We start from the raw sequence: 17,598 nt of genomic DNA, 5'->3' as shown, positions 1-17,598 counted from the left end.
CGAACCGGGATGAAGAAGCCGATGCCCGACTGATTGGCGGGCACCGGCTTTGGCTCCGCTCGGGGTGCGAGTTTCGCGAAACCGAATCAGGTCACTTCTGCGCCGCGACCCAGTCGGCGTAGGTGGTCGTACCCACCTGCGAACCGGGGCCAGGAACAAGGCTCTCGTCGGTCAGGGTCGTGCCGAAGTACCTTGCGCCGGCATCGGGCACGACCTGCCGCGAGTCGCCGACACGCTTGAGACCAGCCGCGATGAAGTCACTCATCCGGACCTTCTCGGGCCCGCCGATTTCCATCACGCCCTTGGTCGCCTCCCCGGCAGCATGACGCGCCACGGCAGTCGCGACGTCTTCCGCCGCCATGGGCTGGAAGTATGCGGTCGGCAGGTGCACCTGGCCGTCCACCGTGGCCGAGTCAGCAATGGCCTTGGCGAACTCGAAGAACTGCGTGGCACGAACGATGCTGAACGCCACGCCCGATTCAGTGATCAGCTTCTCCTGAGCGACCTTCGCCCGGAGGTATCCGCTCTCCGGGAGCCGGTCGCACCCGACGACCGACAGCGCAACGTAGTTTGCGACGCCAGCGTCCTTCGCGGCCGCGAGCAGATTCGTCGTCGACGTCGTGAAGAAGTCGAGGACGTCCTGATCCGCGAAGGACGGCGAGTTCGACACATCCACCAGCACGTCTGCGCCAGCAACAGCCTCCGCAACACCCTCGTTCGTGATGGTGTTGCACCCGGTCTGGGGAGCGGCCGCAACCGCATCGTGGCCGTGCGCCCTCATCTTCTCGACGACCTTCGAGCCGATCAGTCCCGTTCCGCCAATGACGACTACCCTCATTGGATTACCTCTTTCTGTCTGCCGAGTCTCATCGGGAGAACCCGAACACCCGGACGACCGACCGATCCGAGGCTTTGTGACAGCGGATCCATTCCAGAGACCGAACGCCGGCCGTTCGGCTCGCGATAGTTGCTTGGAGATGGGCGAAGGCGACGAGTGGGTCCAATCGCTCTCTGCTTCCGGCCTGGCCGCATCCGCTGCCCCGGTGAAACCCGGTGAGTCTCGTCCTTACCGGCGACTCGACCTTCGACCATCACCGGGTCTCGACCGCCAACGACCCCTCGGTTGTGACGGGAAGCTGCTCAGCGACCGTCACACCAGCTCAGGGACGCCGGTCGGTGCTGATGAAGCGTCGTCGCCCGGCACATGGAAAGCCACTCCGTGACCAGGACCATCGAAACAACATTCAGGAGAGCCAACGTGCATCCATCACTCAGCCCGGGTGGGACCTTCCCGGACTACCAGCTCCCGGACCACACAGGGGTCCGAAGGCGTCTCAGCGAGATCCAAGGCGACGACCCCATGATCCTCACCCTCGCTCGCGGCGGCTACTGCCCGAAGGAGCACCAACAGCACCTCGATCTCGCAGCCTTCTATCCGAAGATCGCCGTCGCCTACACCAAGGTCGCGACGATCACACCAGACCGTCCTCGGGCGACACAAGAGTTCCATGACGCGGTGGGTGCCCAGTGGCCATTCCTCTCAGATCCCCACCGAACCGTCCAGAAGGATCTCGGCATCGAGGAGTACACCGATGCCGCAGACAATCCGATGATCCCGCACACACTCGTACTGAGCCCTGGGTTGGTCGTCCACACGAGCTACAACGGCTACTGGTTCTGGGGCCGTCCGTCGACCACTGAGCTCTGGCAGGATCTCCGAACGGTCACGAGGAACATTCGGCCCGATTGGGACTTGAACGCTCCAGGCTTGCGCGAGCAATGGGAAGCGGGCGATCGGTCTTCGTTCTATGGCTGGACGCCACGATCCTGAACGATTCGGGACTGCGCCACGGCGTCGCACGCCGCGTCACCCGAGGCGCATCCTCCACGCGGCTCCACGTGGCTAGCGGCCTCCGAGCCAGCCGCGCATGCTCTCTAGAGCAGAACCCGCCGTTTCCACATCAAGTCGCTTCGCCAGATCAGCAATTGTCACCGATGCCAACGAGTCGCGCCAGGCGTCCTCGGCCGCCGCCATGACGCGAGCAATACCGCACGGCCGAAGGCAGGCCTCTTCCGGAACCGCCAGTGGCCCTCTCTGGCGCACCTCGGTGCACTGGAAGGCAGGGTCCTCGCCCTCGATCGCCATCACGATCTGCAGAACGGTGATTTCTCCAGACCCGCGGGTCAGCTCATAGCCACCCACTCTGCCTTCTGTCGCCCGCACCAGCCCCGCGCGGGACAACTGCTGAAGGTTCTTTGCCAGGTAGGTGCGGGAAACCCCGTGAAACTCAGCCAACCGTGCCGTCGGCACCGGTCGGTCGGCCTGGCTGAGCACGACGCAGCAATGCACGGCCCACTCAACGCCGCCCGACATCTTCACCCCAAGAGGGTACCCGGATCACGGATGTCCGGGTTCACTACACGCACGGCGCAACTTTCAATCCGCGGGTTGACTCTGGCGCCTTGACTCAGAATCGGACCTGCCCGCCATTCGGTTCGGGGCCCAGGCCATCGTTCAGACGCGAAGGTCAGGGGCGACGTACTCGAAGGTCGGCGCGGCGTAGGTCCCGTCGCCGAGCGGCATCGTCATGAGTTCCTGGGCCTGTGCCTTGAGACCGAGCATCGCCTTGGTGGCTGTGCCCAGCATCGAAGGATCCCCGTTGAACGCCTGCTCCAGCATCCAGAGCAACGTGCAATAGGCGTCATTGAAGCGGTGCTGGGCCTGCTTGACGTCGTCACTGACACCCGCGTCTGCCACGCGCTGGTTGGAACGAAGCGGGCGGATGCCGTCCCAGTCCACATCGAGGAGCGGACCTGTCGGCCCAGATTCCGGGGTGTCGCCCAACTGGTACTGACGCGCCTGCCTCAGCTCTTCGAATCGGTACTAATGCGCCACTTCGTCGCGGTCGGGATGGAACATCTGACGGTCGTTGTCCCAGACGCCCCGGGCAGATGAACCTTCCCCCTGCTCGACGATCTCTGCCAGAGCATCGAGCGCAGAATCCAGATCTGAGACGGGGACGACTCTGCCTGCGCCGCCGTAGGGATAGGACGACCCGATCTGCCGAGAGAGCTCCCCAGTGAAGACCGTATCCTCACCCAAGCTCTCACAGAGGTAGCGCAGCCCAACCTCGATCGCGGCGTAGAACTGTCCGATGGTCTCGTATCGATCTGCCTCGGGTACCGCTCGTGGCGGGGAAGGGTGCTCGATCATCAAGAAGTCCTCGAGACCCTGAGGCCCGAACGACCTCAGCTCCAGAGTGAGCGCCGGGGCACCATGCGGCAACGTCCGTGGATACCCCGGCACGAGACGAGCCGCGTCGAGGACCGGGGCCCCACCGACAGCGTTGAGCAGGTTCGCCGCCAAGGTGAGGTGCAGCATCTCTTCGACGACGACACTCTGCACGACCTCTGCTGCGTTAGCGTTGCGCGCAACATCGAGCGAGTAGAGGGCGCAGAGGTAGGGCGGAATCGTGGCGTGCTCGAGCTCGATTGCCCACTGCACATGCTCACGCAAGTCGTGGAGCGAGCCGATCGGCCGCACTTCGGCATCACCGCGCGTGCCACCGCGCAAGTCCGTACTGTCCATGGTCATGAATCTCCAGCCGGTCGAGGGTCAGTACGTCCGACCGACGGAGTGACAGCGATGTGACAGCCCGAATCGGTCACTCTCCGCGTTGGAGCCAGCAACCCCTTCACACCGGTCAAGACACGCGTGCGCTGGGACCACTGGCGCGCCGTCACCAGGACATCTCGTGCTGGCGAGCCTGGCGCTCATGAGTCGCTGGCGTGCAGATCTCGGAGAACTGACGTGAGAAATGGACCAAGGGTTGCGAATCGGCGCGATGCCCACAGTCGACGACGTTCCCGACCATGATCGTGTGGTCGCCACCTGGCAGAGCCGCAGCAAGGTCGCACACGAAATAGGCGATGGCCTCGCGAAGCACCGGGACGGGGTGGCCGCCTACCAGCGGCACGCCGGCGAACTTGTCGGCAGAGGGCGTGGCGAACTTGATAGCGAGGTCCTCCGCATGTGCGCCGAGGACGTTGACAGCGAAGCGGCCCGAGAGCTCGATCGCCGATCGAGTCGGCAGTTCGGTCCGGAGGCAGGTCAGCAACTGCAAAGGGTCCAGGGACAGGGACGTGACGGCGCTGGCGGTCATGCCGGCATGACCAGATTCCGTCGTCGTGGTGATCACGGTGACGCCGGTGGCGAAATGCGAGATGGCATCACGGTAGGAAGACTCAAGGCGCAGGGGCGCCTTCTCGAACATCGACATTCGACTACTCCTTGCTGATTGGTAGGGGCGAGGCCAGGTCGCGGCGCTCATCAACAAAAGACGGGCAGCCATCGTCGAGGCGGCGTCGGCTGCACTTGCGCCTCGTCTCCGCGTTGGTTGGCGTGGCAAGGCGGTTGGTCGAGGGGGTCCGCCGTCCCGCCCGGGCGGACCCCCTCACTCGGCATCGCTGTCCCTAGCTGGCGGAAGGGGCGAGAACCAAGTCGAACTGCACCTGCAGAGGCGGGTCGTCCTGTTCCGTCGGCTTGACGGTGATGACGAGGGACTCGTCGACGCTGAACACAGTGTCCGAGTCCAGGTACGGACTCTCAGAGTCGAACAGATGCGTGACCAGCGTCTGGTAATCAGGCGCCGACACCTTGATATGGATGTGCGCCGGTCGCATCGGGTGTCGGCCGAGGTGCTCGAGAAGGCTCCCAACCGGTCCATCATCGGGAATGGCGTAGGCCACGGGACGAACAGTGATGAACGAGAACCGGCCCGCGTCATCAGTGCGGAAACGACCGCGAAGGTTCTGCGGATCCTGTTCGACGTCCTGGACGGCATACAGCGCGTTGGTCGCGTTCTGCCAGACGTCCACCACCGCGTCGGCGACCGGCGTGCCATCCGGCCGACGCACGACGCCGTCGACTCTGAGCCGCGCGCCGGCGTCTGGAGACTCCACGATCGAGTCACCATATTCGCGCCACTTGGAGCCCTCGACGTAGAAGGGACCCAGGACGGTGTTGGCGGTCGCACTGGCGTCGCCGGATGTCAGCTCGGTCTGGCTCGAGACGCCCAAGACGTCGGACAGCAAGATCATCTCCTGCCGCTCACTCGTGCTGATCTTCCCCGCCGCCGTCAGGAACTCGATCCCCACCTCCCATTCGTGATGGGTCAGACCGACCTCTCGCACGAAACTGTGGAGGTGGCGGATCGCTGCAGTGATGAGTTCGTGAAGGCGCGGATCACTAGGTGCGAGTGACTCCAGAACTCGCTCCGTGAGGCGTTCACTACGGTCGTTGCTCATTGCTCTTCCTCTCGATCGTGTCCAGGCCCCGACGCCGCGCCGATGCCCCGAGGGAGGCGATTCGGGTGCCCGAGCAACTCATGCCGGTCAGCGGCGTTGCTGACCGGCATGAGCGTGGTGGGTCAGCGACTGGCCACTGCCGCCTCGGTGTCGAGCGCGTCGCCGATGTAGCCGTCGTGCACGTCCTGTCCCCGTGCATACTCGGGCTGGTAGCGAACACTGGCGTAGTTGGACTTCTGCTCCGCCTCGGCAGCCCGCCGGCCGAGCTCAGCGGTGTCTCCGAGATCGAGGACCTGGCGGGCCAGCTCGGTGAGCGGGCCGTCGACGTGGTACTCGGTGCGCTGCATCGTCAGCATGTTGATCAGATAGATCGGGGTGCCGTTGAACTTCTCGAACATCTCGTGCCGCGCGCCCCACTCGGTGAGGAAGCGCTCGCTGATCTGGCGGAAGATCTTGATGCGATCCCGGGCACTGATCTCCGCGCCCTTGAGCGCCTCCTCGAGCTTCGGGCCGATGTAGGGGTCGTCCAGCTCGCGCTTGGTCGGCTGGATGACGATTCCGCGTCCACAGAAGTCGATCAGCTGGTTCACCATCTCGTGCTGGTGCTCCAGGTAGTGTGCCCGACCGAAGTCGATGAAGATGTTGTTGGGCTTGTAGAGGCCACCAGGAGTGGCGAAACCGGTCTCCTCGGCAGCCAGCATGAACGCCCGGCAGGTCTCGCGGTAACGGATCATCTCCGCGAGCTGCGACTGCACCACCGGGTTGTTCTGCGTGCCCAGCGCCTGGGTGATCAGCAGGGCAAGACCCACCATCAGCTCGGCGTGAACCGTCTGGCGGATCTGGGTCTCCAGGTGTACCCAGTCGAACTGGCGCTGCGGGTACCACTTCGAGTGATCGGGGTTGCCAATGTGCTGCACCTGGTCCCAGGTGATGAGAACGTCGTCGAAGTACACCATCCCGTCGAGCTCGTCGCCGATGGTCGCCAGGGGCCGGTCGTAGGGGTCGGCATCGGGCTGTGCCCGAGATTCCCGCGCAACGATCGATACACCCGGCGTCGCCACGGGCAGCAGAGCGTAGATGGTTTGCTCCGGCGTCTGCCCCGGGCGCCAGAGGTTGCCCACCAGCAGGTAGTTGACGAAGGGCAGAGAGGTTCCGATCGCCTTCCATCCGCGCACGACGATGCCCTCGTCGTTCTCCTCCACGATACTGAGCATCGGGGTCTCGCCGAGGGCGTCCTCACGCCCGCGGTCGTACTGCACGTCGACGAACATCGGAGACAGTGCGAGGTCCTGCGACGTGACCATGTCCCACTGCCGCTGGATGTTGCCCGACAGGTCACGGTGGCCGTTCTTGAAACGCGAGTTCTCGGCCCACGGAGCCTGGTCATCGACCTGGGTGAACATTACGACGTTCATCCCCATGGGCGGCCGAGTGAAAATGCCGCCCTTGAAGTGCCGGAACATGAACTCGGCGTACTTGCGACGGCGGACGGCGCCCTCCTTGTCGCGAGGAAGGAACCAGTGCATCGACTGCCGGTTCCCGGCCTCGTCGATAAAGGTCGTGATGTCCTGATGCTCCGGGTCGAGGTGGAGGTCGTAGTACTCCGCGATGGCGTGCGCGTACCCCTTGGTCTTGGGATGCGTGGTCACGTCGTCGATCAGCTCGCCGCCCACGTAGACCTTCCGGCCGTCGCGTAGCGACTCCAGGTATTCCTGCCCTGTCCTCACTGTGAATCTCCTTGCTGCTCAGTTGCTGTTTTCATCTGTCGCTGGAAGGTGGCCAGGTCCCAGTAGTCCTCGGACTGCTCGATCTGGCCGTCACGGGTTCGAAGCACATGAACCCCTCGGAGTTCGAGCCGCTGGCCATGCGCCGGCAGGCCTCCGAGTGCTCCTTGGAGCGTCCCGGTCAGCACGTACTGCCCGAAGACGACGCCGTGGTCGCTCGCGACTCCCAGACACCGCCAGTGGGCGTCGGGAAAGGCGTCGAGAAAGCCACGGAGCCCTACCGCGATCGCTTCCGGCGAGCGCTGAACGCGCTGCGTGGCCACGTCCTCGTGATGACCGCCGGCGGTGTAGAGCGACGCTGCCGCATCGGCGTCGTGACCGTTGTAAGCGCGGTAAAGCGCCTCAAGGACCTGGTGTTCTCCTGCCATGAGGTGAACCGTGCATGGCTGGAGTTAACGGTCGCGAAAACACTCAGCGACGAAGGCGATCGAACAGCTGCGTGGTGGTTTCGGACGGCTCGACGCCGAGCTCCTCCAGGGCCTGCCGGCACCGCCGGTATGCCGCTAGGACTCGATCGGCGTCGCCGAGCGCACTGCCGACCTGCATCAGGAGCCGCCAAGCGCTCTCCTGGTAGGGGTCACGCTCTAGCAACGTCTCGATCAACATGTCAGCTTCTCGGTAGTTTGCGTCCGCGTAGGCCAGCTGCGCTGCCTGCAACCGCGCACGGTTTGCGACGCCGGCGATCTCCTCGCGCCGTCTCAAGACCCATGAGGCGTCAACTCCGGGCAGATAGACGCCGCTGTCTACCGTCCTCAGCGCACGTTCGAGGGCAGCACGCTTGTCAGACCCACGCAGACGCGAAGCCTGGGCCAGCTCCAACTCGAGTGTCGCCGACTCCGTCGTGAGTCCGACCGGACTGGAGAACCGCAACCGTTCGCCCGTGAACGTCGGGCCCACACCCTGTGGAAGTACCTCACGGAGCCGGTGGACAGCCTGCCTCAGGTAGGACTTCGCGGAATCGTCGTCACGTCCGTCGAACAGCACGTCCAACAGCTCTTCGCGGGTTGCGGTATGACCGACGCGCGTGGCGAGATAGGACAGCAGAAGCAGACTCTTGGCGATCCGGGGGCGTACCTCCCGGCCGTCGACGAGCAGCTTGACCTGACCGAACTCTAGGAGACTGACCGAGGGCCCCGAGTCAGGAGACACACGGACCTCGGCCTCCCCCAGTGCCGCCGCGATCTCTTGCCATGGAGACTCCCCGACCACGTCGGCGTCGAGTCGCCGGCTGGCGACAGCCGGGTAGTCGGACAACGCGGTGAGCAGCTGATGGTTCGAACCCTGCAGCACCGACGCCGAAAGAGCCCGGTCAGCAGCTTGGTCGGCAGCGTCGGGGTTGTCGAGTCGCCATTCGGCCTCGGCCAGGTAGACCGCTGCAGTAGGAAGGTCGAGCAGCCGTTCGGCTGCGCTCATGCTCGCAACCGCCCGCCGAAGCATTGAACGAGCACTGGCGGCGTCGCCCGCCTCCAGGTCAGCTAGACCGCTCCACAGGTCGATGGCTTCGGCGATGAAGGAGTATTGGCGCGCGCCAACCTGGTCAAGCTGCTGAAGTAGTCTGCGCGCAGCAGCCACGTCGTGCGCGAGTCGCAGCTCGAGTTTCACCTCGATAAGCATGCTGAGCCACTCGAAGACGACCGAGCCGCTTGCCCGAATGTGTTCGCGCCCCCGCGTCAGGGCTGCTCGAGCTTCATCGGGCGAACCGAGATCGATCATCAGCTCGGGGGCGACGATCCCGTGAAGCCAAGCCGGAGAACGCCGGCCACCCTCTGCGGCGCGGTAGAGCTCCGAGGCCTCTCGTAGACGTCCCATGGCACGAAGCGCGCCGATCGTCCAGGGCGCCGAGATTGCGGCCGCCCAGGACGATCGCTGCACGTCCAGCACATGACGAAAGCGGCCGTGGGCGTAATCAACTCTCATGACCAGTCCATCGAGCGGCCCCCCTGTGAGGTCAGGAGAAGAGAAGGAACCAGCTCCCGGTCGATCGACCAAAGCCATCAGGTACTCGACAGCCGCAATGTCAGTCGTGGGCGGCGCGGCAGCGATGACTGAACGGGCATCGTCGACACGTGCGAGGTGCCAGTAGGACCACGCCATCATGCTCGCGGCCCTGGATGACCGGCTCGCCAGCTCGTCGCGGTAGCCCTCAGCCGCGGCTCGGTCAGCGACGGCGACGGCATTCTGGTAGTTCTCTCGGCTGATGGCGAGCATGAGCTCGCCTTCGACCAAATGCTTCGTTCCCTGGCCTCCAGGCCCAGCCAGAACTGAGATCCAACGATCGGCAACCCAGAGGTCCAGTCGATCGATGACCGCGGGCAGGGCAGCCTCAGCCGCCGCGACCGCGCGCTTCAGGTCACCGACCGCAATGAATTGGTCGACCGCCTCCTCTGGGTGCCCTTCGGCGTCGAGCAAAGCTGCATAAGCCTTGCGAGCATCGGCTACGCGAGCGGGATCGAGGCGGTCAAGACGCGTAGCCAGGTACTCGCGAAAGCGCGGATGGCACCGCATCCGGTAGGTACCGGGGAGCCAACTCACCGGGAGATGTTTCGAGCGTAAGTCGACCAAGATCTGCGCGGCGCGCGTCTCACCTAATGCGACCGCGCGGTCGGGCGTGACCTCGTCTAGAAGCGAGGTGATGGCGAGAAACTCCCGCTGATCCGACGTCAGTCCTGCCAAGATCTGCGACGCGAGGTACCCGTGCAGCGGATCGACTTCACCTCCAGTCCCGCTCACATGCTCGCGAGACCGCCACGCCTCGAAGAGAACACCCGTCACCCAGCCGCCAGTCGCTTCGACTACACGATGAGGATCGGCAACCGTAGAGCCTGCTCTCTCGAGCGCGAGAGCTGCTTCCTCGGGGGTGAAGGCAAGAACTTCCTCGCCTACGAACGCAACGTCGTCATAGCCCGCAACGGCGGCGAAGTCGAGGGGCAGGTCAATCCGGCTGAGCAGAATTACGCGCAGCGCTTGTGGCGCGTAGCGGAGGAACGCCGCCAGCGCCGCAAGCGCCGTCTCCGCATCGTCGCCCGCCAAATGCTCAAGCCCGTCGACGACGAGTAGGACGGGTCGGTTCAGCGAGTCTGCGAGCAGTCCACCGGCTTCCACATGAGTGAGTCCCGCAGCAAGTGCCCCCGAGGCGACGCCCGCAGTTCCCGGAGCGGCTTGCTGCAAAGCTGCCTCGAGGTACACCAGCAAACGGCCGGCGGCCTTCTCACTGGAGTCCAGCGTCAGCCATGCCAAAGGTCGCGACGACCTGGCTGCGGTTTCCGCCACAGCTGTCGTCTTGCCAGATCCGGATGTCGCACTGATCAGGACGACGCGATGCGACTCGCTGAGCTCAGCAAAGAGCTTTGAGATCCTGGGACGCGGCACCACCCGATCCCCTACCGGTGGGGGCATGAGCTTCGTGCGGATGATCCCCTCAAAGGGTTCCACGCGCCCGACCTTAGTGCCCCTGAGGCCTTTCGGGTCGGTTAACACTTTCGCATCATGGTCGTCGCATGCGGTTCGTTCTTGACCTCGACACTCCCCGCGTCGTCTTCGGACAGGGCACTCTCGAACAGACAGGTACAGAGGTGGAGGCCCTCGGCGGAACTCGGGCAATGCTCATCGCGGGAGCTCACGCGACCGACGCTCGATCCCGACTGGTTGATGCGCTCAACTCGACCCTGGTCGGAGTGTTCGACGAAGTCGTTGAACACGTCCCCGTCGACGTCGCCCGCCGCGCGATCGAGCGCGCCGGTTTCCTCGGCGCCGATCTGATCATCGCGCTCGGCGGAGGTTCGGCCATCGGCACAGCCAAGGCGGTAGCACTCAACACCGGAACTCCGGTCTTGGCGATCCCGACGACGTTCGCAGGCAGCGAGATGACATCGATTTGGGGGATGACCGAGAACGGTGCCAAGCGAACGGGGCTCGACGCCAAGGTCCGCCCGCGCACGGTCATCTATGACACGGACCTGGTGCGCAGCCTGCCCCAACGCCTCGCTTCGCTGAGCGGCATGAACGCACTGGCGCATTGCGTGGAGGCCGTCTACTCCCCGGACGTGTCGCCCTTGGTCCGGATGGCTGCCGTCGAGGGCGCGGGGGCGCTTCTATCCGCCCTTGACTCGGCGAGTGCTGATGGCCGGGCGACCCTCTTCTACGGATCCTGTCTCGCTGGGCTCGCGCTCAACAACTCCACGATGGGACTTCACCACAAGCTCGCGCACGTCATCGGGGGCCAGCAGAACTTGCCGCACGCAGGGCTGCACTCGGTATTGCTTCCTTATGTCGTGGCGTACAACGCCTTCGCCGCACGGGACCAGCTAAGGCCGCTCATGAAGCTCGTCGCGACGCCGGATCTCGCCGGCGAGATCTGGACTCTCGGCCGCAAGGTCGGGAACGCCCGAGGCCTTGCAGAGATTGGCTTCGATGAGGCACTGACCGACGATGTGGTTCGTGCGGTACTGGCGAACCCGCCGATCAATCCGCGACCTGTTGACGAGACCTCTCTACGTGAACTCCTGGCGGCCGCGGCGAACGGCGCCGCCCCCACGGAGATGCAGTTCATGCCCTGAGCCGCGCGTGCAGCGCAGCGTTGGCGGCCGGCGCGCATTTTCCGGCACTGCCGCCGCCCCGGGGCGGACACCCAGAGCACCCCGGCGTGCCATCTCCGGCGAGTCAGAGCTCCTTGTTGAAGGAGATGTAGTTCCGGTGGCCACAGTCGAACGCCGCCGGCAGATCGACCCCACCACCGTCGCCAACGGTGACGACCACTGGCTTCCGCTGGACGCGCGCGACGTAGATCCCGGGCGGCGGCGTGACGAAATCGTCCGAGATCATGACGTTGCGGGAGTCCGTCCTTGAATAGGGAAGGGTCAATGGCGCACCCATCAGCGACCGTGCCTCGACGATGGACCCGCCTTCGACCAAGTCTCGAATCCGTGTCGAAGAAACAGCGGCGTTGTGATGCACACGCAGGCCGACGGAGTCGACCGCCAGCGCTCCTTCCTCGAAAGTCGCCGGCGTTCCGGTTCCACCACGCCCGAAACGGAAGTTCTCGCCCACTCTCACAGACCTGCACCCAAACTGCTCTCGCAATGTCGATGCGAAGTCTCCGGCGCTCACCGTCGACCATGCCCTGTCGAACTCGATGAGTACCACCCGTCGAACCCCCAGCCGCTCCATCCGGCGCAATCGCGTGGGCAGATCGCTGATCAGCTTCTTCGGGTTCTTCGTGGACAGCACGTTAACGGGAGGCTGGTCAAAGGTGACCACGGTGCCGCAACCACGGATGACACTTTGATGCCCAACGTGAACCCCGTCGAAGGTACCGATAGCAACCCGGCTCAACGACTCGCCAGAATCGCTCGACGGTAGGCATTGGAGCTCCCATGCAACAGCCTCGCCGTCGCTCGGTGGCGTCGAGAACTTTCGCACCTCCATGCCGTCCTCCTCGTTGATCCGGGAGCACTGACTGTCGCGCCTGACCGTTAACCGCGCGCAAATGCTCAGACGCAGCGATGACGTGGCTTCGACGCGCGTCGTAAGTGGCACACACCTCTTGCATTCTCGGCGCGGAAACGTCCGGCGTATTGCCCTGCAGCGTCCGAAGCTGCCGCGTCCCCCTCCGCCAGAGGAAGTTCCCGTCGCGTCCCTGATCGCTCGAGCAGCTGACGGTGCCTTAGGAGACCAGGAGGGGTGCAACCAGCACCCACTGGATCAAGACGGGCAAGCGATGAGCAACAACGAGCACTATCCGGAGCAACCAGCCCTGTGGGACGAATCCACACCGGACTCAGCGCCGATGCGCAGACGCACGCGACCACGCCCGGAGGCCACTCCCCCGCCCCAGCCGACTGCTGCCCCGGACTCCCCACGCCACCCCGGTGGCGAGCGCCTGTGGACGGCGGCCGACGTGGCGGCGTACCTCGGCGTGCCCGTCAAGACGGTCTACGCCTGGCGCAGCCGAGGGCGCGGGCCGAAGGGATTTCGCATCGGCAAGCACCTCCGCTGGCGGGTGGCAGCGGTCTTCGAATGGTCCCTGGACCAGGAGCGGAACCAGTGATCATCGAGAAGGCCTGTCCCCGATGCGGCCGGCCGTTCTTCGTCTCGGATCGACCCAAAGCCGGACGCCCTCGTCGCTGGTGCAGCAGCGCTTGCCGGAGGCTCGCCTCCGAGGAACGTCGAGCTGCTCAAGCGGGCCACACGGCGATCACCTATGTCACCGAACCGGTGAGCATCGAGCAGCATGTCAGCGCCGTTCTCGACTCCCCCAGCGCCTGCCGACGCGTCCTCCGCGAGCTCAACGACCGCAGTGCTCGCGGTGAGCTCGCGGACGCGAAATGGAGCTCAGTCGCAGACGAAATTGCTCGCCTCCGTCGGCCGAACGCCGGGAGCCGCTGGGTTCGTTGAAGCAAACTGCCGGACGTTTCGCGCGGCGCGATTGGCTTCGCACGGCCACGCTCACGCGCGCTCCGCCGCCCGAAGTTCCGCTGCTTTGAAAGCCGTCGCGCGGTACGCCGACAACTGCTCAAGCAACTCCCTGGCCGCGTCCGGCGGCACTGGCGGCCCTTCGAGCTGGCGGAGCCAGTCGACAAGCTTGCGGCCATCCACGAACTGCACCCCGTCCATCTCCCGACCGTCGTTCACCAGCTCCCGCGCCGCACCCCAGAGAACCACGGCGGCATCCACCGTTACCGGTTGCGCGCGTGCCCGATGCTTCGCTCCGCGCTCTGCCTTGAGCATGGACCTGGCGAGTCCCTGCGCCCTGATGGCAGCCTTCTTCGCGGATGCGGTCATCTCCGCAACGGCGTTCGCGTCGATCGAGCTGCGCCACTTGGAGTCGAGTACGACGATGCCACCCGATCGCGTGACGACCACGTGGTCGAGGTCGCCACCCTGCAGCGTGATGCTGTCGACCCAGCCCCAAACGAGCCGCCGTCGCTTCGCCTTCTGCAGCTCTGACCGCGTGTTGTCCTCGCCCCATGCACCCCTGAGCTGCCATATCGCCGCAGCCTCGTGCGCCATGAATGCCGAGTTGACGAGGTGCAGAGCCGCAGCGACAAGCCCGGCATGGAGGAGTCCGATGACGTACCACCGGACGGGTAGGTCGCTGGTTGCTAGGGGCACTGAGATCAGTGCCGCCGCGAGGACGAACCCCGCCAAGAGGAACGCGACGATGCCGAGATTGCGGCGCAGCCATCGGCGCCGCAGCCTCTTCAGTTCTCGTCGCGGGAACGGCTGGAACGAGCGCATCTGACCTCCTCGGCCTTTCGATCATGGAACCCGATGCGCTTACTGCTCGTCCGGAGAATTGGTCAGGACGGCGGCGCTTGATGCCGACGCGCGGCCGTATCGGCGGCGACTCGATGCTCGGCGCACAGCACCTCGACCAAACCACGGATCGCCCTCCTCTCGCCAGGTTCCCCGCAGACCTCACGGGGCTCTGGCCGCTACCAGCACGGGCAATGGCGGCGGTAAGACGCACCTCTGGGGAGCGCGCGATCAGCCGCTGCATTTCCGGGCACCACTTTGGCGGAGTACGTGACGACGCTAAATCCCGCGACGACCAGTCCGGATCACAGGAGAATGGACGAATGCGCGACGTACTCGACCACGATGAGATCACTAAGCTGCTGAGCCGAATCATGCGCGGCTCCAGGCGGGTAGAGCGCTCCTCTGACGATTGGTTGGCCCCCATCGGCATGCCGCGCTTCAAGGGACCCGGCGGTTCGGGGGAGCCGGTCTTGTTTAGCATCGATCGCGACTTCGACATTGAGTTCGACCAATCCGCCCAGGAGACCACGCGGGTGCTCGCGCTCCTGCTCCAGAGTCAGCTTGCGGCTCCCGAGCAAGCCGACGCCCACTATGTCGAGCGAGAGATAATGTCGGCGATCGGGGAGGTCAAGTCCGGTGCTGCGAAGGACAAAGGGCTTGGTCAGCGACTCGCCGACCGAGTCGCGAAGCGCTTTGCTCGTTCGGTCACGGTTGTGCCTGTGGGTGGCCTCGACTTCCTCGGTGTCGAAGAAGTCGCGAAACTGCGTGACCGGGTTCTGTTAGGCCCGTTCAACGACGCCACCGAGTCAGTATTCGACTCCTTCGCCAAGGAGTTCACTGGGCACTCCTTTCACTTCACCTCTGACGTCTGGTGGACCGAGAACGTTCTCGCGTTCCGCAGTGAACCGGCCCTCTTCGAAGACGGCCCACCAGGCGAGGGCATCGGACTCATCGCTGTCGCCATCGATTCCGTCGACGTCGGCGCCGGTATCCGGGCCATGGAACTGGTTGAAGCCCTGCTGGGTGCCATGTGGATCATCGATCAATGGCCAGAGCCCTTCGCGTCGGCGCCGCCGTGGATCCTTGGCACGCCATCCACCACTGAGTACCCCCGTGAGCCGACTTCGCATGAGGACGGCTCCCTGCCGGTCAGCCTCATCCAGGTGAGCACCAGGGCGACTCGCGTCGACGCCATTGATTTCGACACCCCACAGCCTCACGTCGACGTGGCTGCGGTGCTTGCGCAGCCCACCACCCTCGTGGATCTCGTTGCTCGCGCCGAGGCTCCGGTCGCCGAGCAAGGACTAGCCCGCAGGCTGGCCGCAGCATGCCGCCTCGCACGCCTAGCCGGCCAGGACTCCGCTCGGGATGTCGAGATCCTTCACCTTGTGGTCGCCCTAGAGGCGCTTGTCAGCGACCACGCGACCGGGCCTGGGGTCACGGCGCGTTTCGTCAAGCGCGTTCTCGCCCTCCTCCCGGCCGACCGACGCGACGCCGCGGCTTTGGAGGCGCTTTACAACCTGCGCAGCGAGGTCGGTCACCAAGGCTTCAGCGCCGACTCTCGCACGAGGGTTTCCAAAGCTGCAGCGTTCGGTCAGAACACGCTCTATCGCTGCATACTCGCCTTCGCGGAACTGGTAGATCGTCACCAGTTCCGGTCTGAGTCGGACCTCTTGGCATGGCTTGACCGCACCGCGCCGGACGCCAAGGACCCGTTCGCCTGATCCCGGATCGACAGACCGCACTAGTCGCCACGGCGATGCAGATCTGAGGCGCGACATGTGCGAGTCGGCCCCCTCGTGATGATTCTCGAGCAGCTCAGTCTGTTCGACACTACTCACGAGGGACGGTCATCCGGATGAGTGCGTTCAAGTGCGCACCGAAAGGCGGCGAACTGACCGGATCTAGGTCGATGCGGAGGGGTGACTGCTGGCTGCACGTACCGTTGGCCCGTGGTCAGTCGAGTACGTCGTCAGCACGTCATCTCGCAGTTCTACCTGAAGGGGTTTGCCAACGAGTCGTCCCGGATCAAGCGCATCGAGCTGCCTGGAGACGAGCCGATCGTCCTTGCTACTTCAGATGCGTCGGTCATCAAGGACTTCTACACGGTCGAGCTACTAGATGGGACTCCCTCGGACATGTTCGAGGAGTTCTTCGGCACCTTCGAGGGACCGGCCGCGACGGCTTTGCGTGCTGTAGGTCATGGGACCTGGCCGCTTCAGCCGGTTGATCGTGAGGCGCTGGCGGCATGGGTTGCACTGCAATATCTCCGCGGCGAGGAGATCCGTCACGGCCAGACTGCGTTGGACGCCTTCCACATTCGGATTCTCGTGGGGACCTCTGGCAAGGAGTCGTTGCGGCGCCTGATCGAAACCCGTGAGGGGGTGAGGCTAAGTGAGGAGCAACTCGACTGGGAGTGGACGGATCTGACAAAGCCGGGCGGACCCACTCTTGAACCCGACCCCGGGGACCATATGGACTTCCTGCTCCGCACCTTGCCGGGGCTGACTGCGCACCTCATGTCGTGGCACTGGACGCTCCTGAAGTTCGAGGACGTCGCCCTCGGTACCAGTGACCATCCAGTCTCCCTCGTCGCTGGCGACGACCATCCGGCCGGGATGGGCTTGGGCATCATGACCGCCGCTCTGTTCTACATTCCGTTGACCCAGAGCCTTGGGATGACGATCCAGCCGCGAGATCGATTCCCCGCCGCCCTGGGCTTTGTGCCTGACCAAAAACACGTTGCCGACCCCGAGCACGCCAAATCGTTTAACCAGCAGACCGCCTGGAGCGCCCGGCATTACGTCTACTGCCACCCCGACGCGGATCCGTTCGCCGCTCCCGTCGTGTTGCCCTCACCGCGGCGGCATGGTTGGACTGACGCCGGGGCGGATCGCATGATCCGCGAGGAAGGACTCTTCGGCAGACTCTCCGACGAGCAGCTTGCGGCAATGCCGAAGGTGCTGTCCGAAGACGACGGTCCGGAGCGCGAAGGAATGTCGCTAGGCGATCTGACCTGGCCGATCCCGCGCCGACTCGGATCTCGGCCCGAGACCGTTGTGCCTGCGGCGGGAGATGAGAACCTGCCCGGGGGGTGAGGCGCTCCACACGACCGCATCGATGTGACGGTTCGGCTCAGGACGGAGCAAGCCGTCAAGGCGCCGGCGCGGCATGAGGTTGCGTTCTTGGTCGACCTAGTCCGAGTCCAGCACATCGCCAGGCGCGCACGCGTACATGGGGCATCCCTTGG

The 17,598-nt window shown here is 64.8% G+C and carries 16 protein-coding genes; 5 read left to right on the top strand and 11 right to left on the bottom strand.

The genetic code is table 11. The features are described from left to right. Nucleotides 1-91: 91 nt before the first annotated feature. Nucleotides 92-838, bottom strand: coding sequence for an SDR family oxidoreductase (locus tag JOD66_RS18175; protein WP_204838236.1), 747 nt, complete (start codon nt 836-838; stop codon nt 92-94). Between the two features lie 366 nt (nt 839-1,204). On the opposite strand from JOD66_RS18175, the gene JOD66_RS18170 reads away from it, so the two are divergent. Continuing rightward, complete coding sequence (locus JOD66_RS18170) at nt 1,205-1,831, top strand: redoxin domain-containing protein (RefSeq protein ID WP_239545311.1); 627 nt, start codon at nt 1,205-1,207, stop codon at nt 1,829-1,831. Nucleotides 1,832-1,903: 72 nt separating this feature from the next. On the opposite strand, the gene JOD66_RS18165 is transcribed toward JOD66_RS18170, so the two are convergent. From JOD66_RS18165 to JOD66_RS29570, 8 genes are all read right to left on the bottom strand, one after another. Continuing rightward, complete coding sequence (locus JOD66_RS18165; RefSeq protein WP_239546510.1) at nt 1,904-2,374, bottom strand: RrF2 family transcriptional regulator; 471 nt, start codon at nt 2,372-2,374, stop codon at nt 1,904-1,906. A gap of 141 nt (nt 2,375-2,515) precedes the next feature. Beyond that, nucleotides 2,516-2,800, bottom strand: coding sequence for a hypothetical protein (locus JOD66_RS18160; RefSeq protein ID WP_204838233.1), 285 nt, complete (start codon nt 2,798-2,800; stop codon nt 2,516-2,518). Nucleotides 2,801-2,884: 84 nt separating this feature from the next. Beyond that, nucleotides 2,885-3,589: a ferritin-like domain-containing protein gene (locus tag JOD66_RS18155; protein ID WP_204838232.1), complete on the bottom strand. Its 705-nt coding sequence runs from the start codon at nt 3,587-3,589 to the stop codon at nt 2,885-2,887. A gap of 151 nt (nt 3,590-3,740) precedes the next feature. Next, on the bottom strand, nt 3,741-4,280 hold the full coding sequence (locus JOD66_RS18150) for a flavin reductase family protein (RefSeq protein WP_204838231.1): 540 nt from the start codon (nt 4,278-4,280) through the stop codon (nt 3,741-3,743). Between the two features lie 193 nt (nt 4,281-4,473). Then, nucleotides 4,474-5,307: a dioxygenase family protein gene (locus JOD66_RS18145; protein WP_204838230.1), complete on the bottom strand. Its 834-nt coding sequence runs from the start codon at nt 5,305-5,307 to the stop codon at nt 4,474-4,476. 122 nt (nt 5,308-5,429) lie between these two features. Then, nucleotides 5,430-7,034: a 4-hydroxyphenylacetate 3-hydroxylase N-terminal domain-containing protein gene (locus tag JOD66_RS29575; protein ID WP_204838229.1), complete on the bottom strand. Its 1,605-nt coding sequence runs from the start codon at nt 7,032-7,034 to the stop codon at nt 5,430-5,432. Next, nucleotides 7,031-7,459, bottom strand: coding sequence for an ester cyclase (locus JOD66_RS18135; RefSeq protein WP_204838228.1), 429 nt, complete (start codon nt 7,457-7,459; stop codon nt 7,031-7,033). The genes JOD66_RS29575 and JOD66_RS18135 overlap by 4 nt, the downstream gene beginning before the upstream one ends. A gap of 43 nt (nt 7,460-7,502) precedes the next feature. Next, the gene (locus JOD66_RS29570) at nt 7,503-10,523 is read right to left on the bottom strand and encodes an AfsR/SARP family transcriptional regulator (protein ID WP_204838227.1); all 3,021 of its coding nucleotides are present in this window, start codon (nt 10,521-10,523) and stop codon (nt 7,503-7,505) included. Nucleotides 10,524-10,588: 65 nt separating this feature from the next. On the opposite strand from JOD66_RS29570, the gene JOD66_RS18125 reads away from it, so the two are divergent. Then, nucleotides 10,589-11,647 (top strand): maleylacetate reductase, encoded by a 1,059-nt coding sequence (locus JOD66_RS18125; protein WP_204838226.1) that lies wholly within the window; start codon nt 10,589-10,591, stop codon nt 11,645-11,647. 103 nt (nt 11,648-11,750) lie between these two features. Here the strand turns inward: JOD66_RS18125 and JOD66_RS18120 are convergent, their stop codons facing one another. Continuing rightward, nucleotides 11,751-12,515, bottom strand: coding sequence for an FAD synthetase family protein (locus JOD66_RS18120; protein ID WP_204838225.1), 765 nt, complete (start codon nt 12,513-12,515; stop codon nt 11,751-11,753). Between the two features lie 292 nt (nt 12,516-12,807). On the opposite strand from JOD66_RS18120, the gene JOD66_RS18115 reads away from it, so the two are divergent. Next, nucleotides 12,808-13,137: a helix-turn-helix transcriptional regulator gene (locus JOD66_RS18115; RefSeq protein ID WP_239545309.1), complete on the top strand. Its 330-nt coding sequence runs from the start codon at nt 12,808-12,810 to the stop codon at nt 13,135-13,137. 398 nt (nt 13,138-13,535) lie between these two features. Here JOD66_RS18115 and JOD66_RS18110 read toward each other — a convergent pair whose 3' ends face one another. After that, nucleotides 13,536-14,327: a nuclease-related domain-containing protein gene (locus JOD66_RS18110; RefSeq protein WP_204838224.1), complete on the bottom strand. Its 792-nt coding sequence runs from the start codon at nt 14,325-14,327 to the stop codon at nt 13,536-13,538. A 341-nt stretch (nt 14,328-14,668) separates the two neighbouring features. Here JOD66_RS18110 and JOD66_RS18105 point away from each other — a divergent pair, with 341 nt between their 5' ends. Next, nucleotides 14,669-16,072, top strand: coding sequence for a hypothetical protein (locus tag JOD66_RS18105; RefSeq protein ID WP_204838223.1), 1,404 nt, complete (start codon nt 14,669-14,671; stop codon nt 16,070-16,072). A gap of 228 nt (nt 16,073-16,300) precedes the next feature. Next, nucleotides 16,301-17,446 carry a DUF4238 domain-containing protein gene (locus tag JOD66_RS18100; protein ID WP_204838222.1) on the top strand — a complete coding sequence of 382 codons (1,146 nt, stop codon included), beginning with the start codon at nt 16,301-16,303 and terminating at the stop codon, nt 17,444-17,446. The last annotated feature ends 152 nt before the right edge of the window (nt 17,447-17,598 follow it).

This window comes from Nocardioides nitrophenolicus (assembly GCF_016907515.1).
GTDB classification, from domain to species: domain Bacteria; phylum Actinomycetota; class Actinomycetes; order Propionibacteriales; family Nocardioidaceae; genus Nocardioides; species Nocardioides nitrophenolicus.
This window is presented reverse-complemented; position numbering and strand designations above follow the sequence as displayed.

What these genes read in the sequence shown, in the direction of transcription:
- JOD66_RS18175 (WP_204838236.1), bottom strand. Translation starts at nt 838, where the DNA reads ATGAGGGTAGTCGTCATTGGCGGAACGGGACTGATCGGCTCGAAGGTC.
- JOD66_RS18170 (WP_239545311.1), top strand. Translation starts at nt 1,205, where the DNA reads ATGGAAAGCCACTCCGTGACCAGGACCATCGAAACAACATTCAGGAGA.
- JOD66_RS18165 (WP_239546510.1), bottom strand. Translation starts at nt 2,374, where the DNA reads ATGTCGGGCGGCGTTGAGTGGGCCGTGCATTGCTGCGTCGTGCTCAGC.
- JOD66_RS18155 (WP_204838232.1), bottom strand. Translation starts at nt 3,589, where the DNA reads ATGGACAGTACGGACTTGCGCGGTGGCACGCGCGGTGATGCCGAAGTG.
- JOD66_RS18150 (WP_204838231.1), bottom strand. Translation starts at nt 4,280, where the DNA reads ATGTCGATGTTCGAGAAGGCGCCCCTGCGCCTTGAGTCTTCCTACCGT.
- JOD66_RS18145 (WP_204838230.1), bottom strand. Translation starts at nt 5,307, where the DNA reads ATGAGCAACGACCGTAGTGAACGCCTCACGGAGCGAGTTCTGGAGTCA.
- JOD66_RS18135 (WP_204838228.1), bottom strand. Translation starts at nt 7,459, where the DNA reads ATGGCAGGAGAACACCAGGTCCTTGAGGCGCTTTACCGCGCTTACAAC.
- JOD66_RS18125 (WP_204838226.1), top strand. Translation starts at nt 10,589, where the DNA reads ATGCGGTTCGTTCTTGACCTCGACACTCCCCGCGTCGTCTTCGGACAG.
- JOD66_RS18120 (WP_204838225.1), bottom strand. Translation starts at nt 12,515, where the DNA reads ATGGAGGTGCGAAAGTTCTCGACGCCACCGAGCGACGGCGAGGCTGTT.
- JOD66_RS18115 (WP_239545309.1), top strand. Translation starts at nt 12,808, where the DNA reads ATGAGCAACAACGAGCACTATCCGGAGCAACCAGCCCTGTGGGACGAA.
- JOD66_RS18110 (WP_204838224.1), bottom strand. Translation starts at nt 14,327, where the DNA reads ATGCGCTCGTTCCAGCCGTTCCCGCGACGAGAACTGAAGAGGCTGCGG.
- JOD66_RS18105 (WP_204838223.1), top strand. Translation starts at nt 14,669, where the DNA reads ATGCGCGACGTACTCGACCACGATGAGATCACTAAGCTGCTGAGCCGA.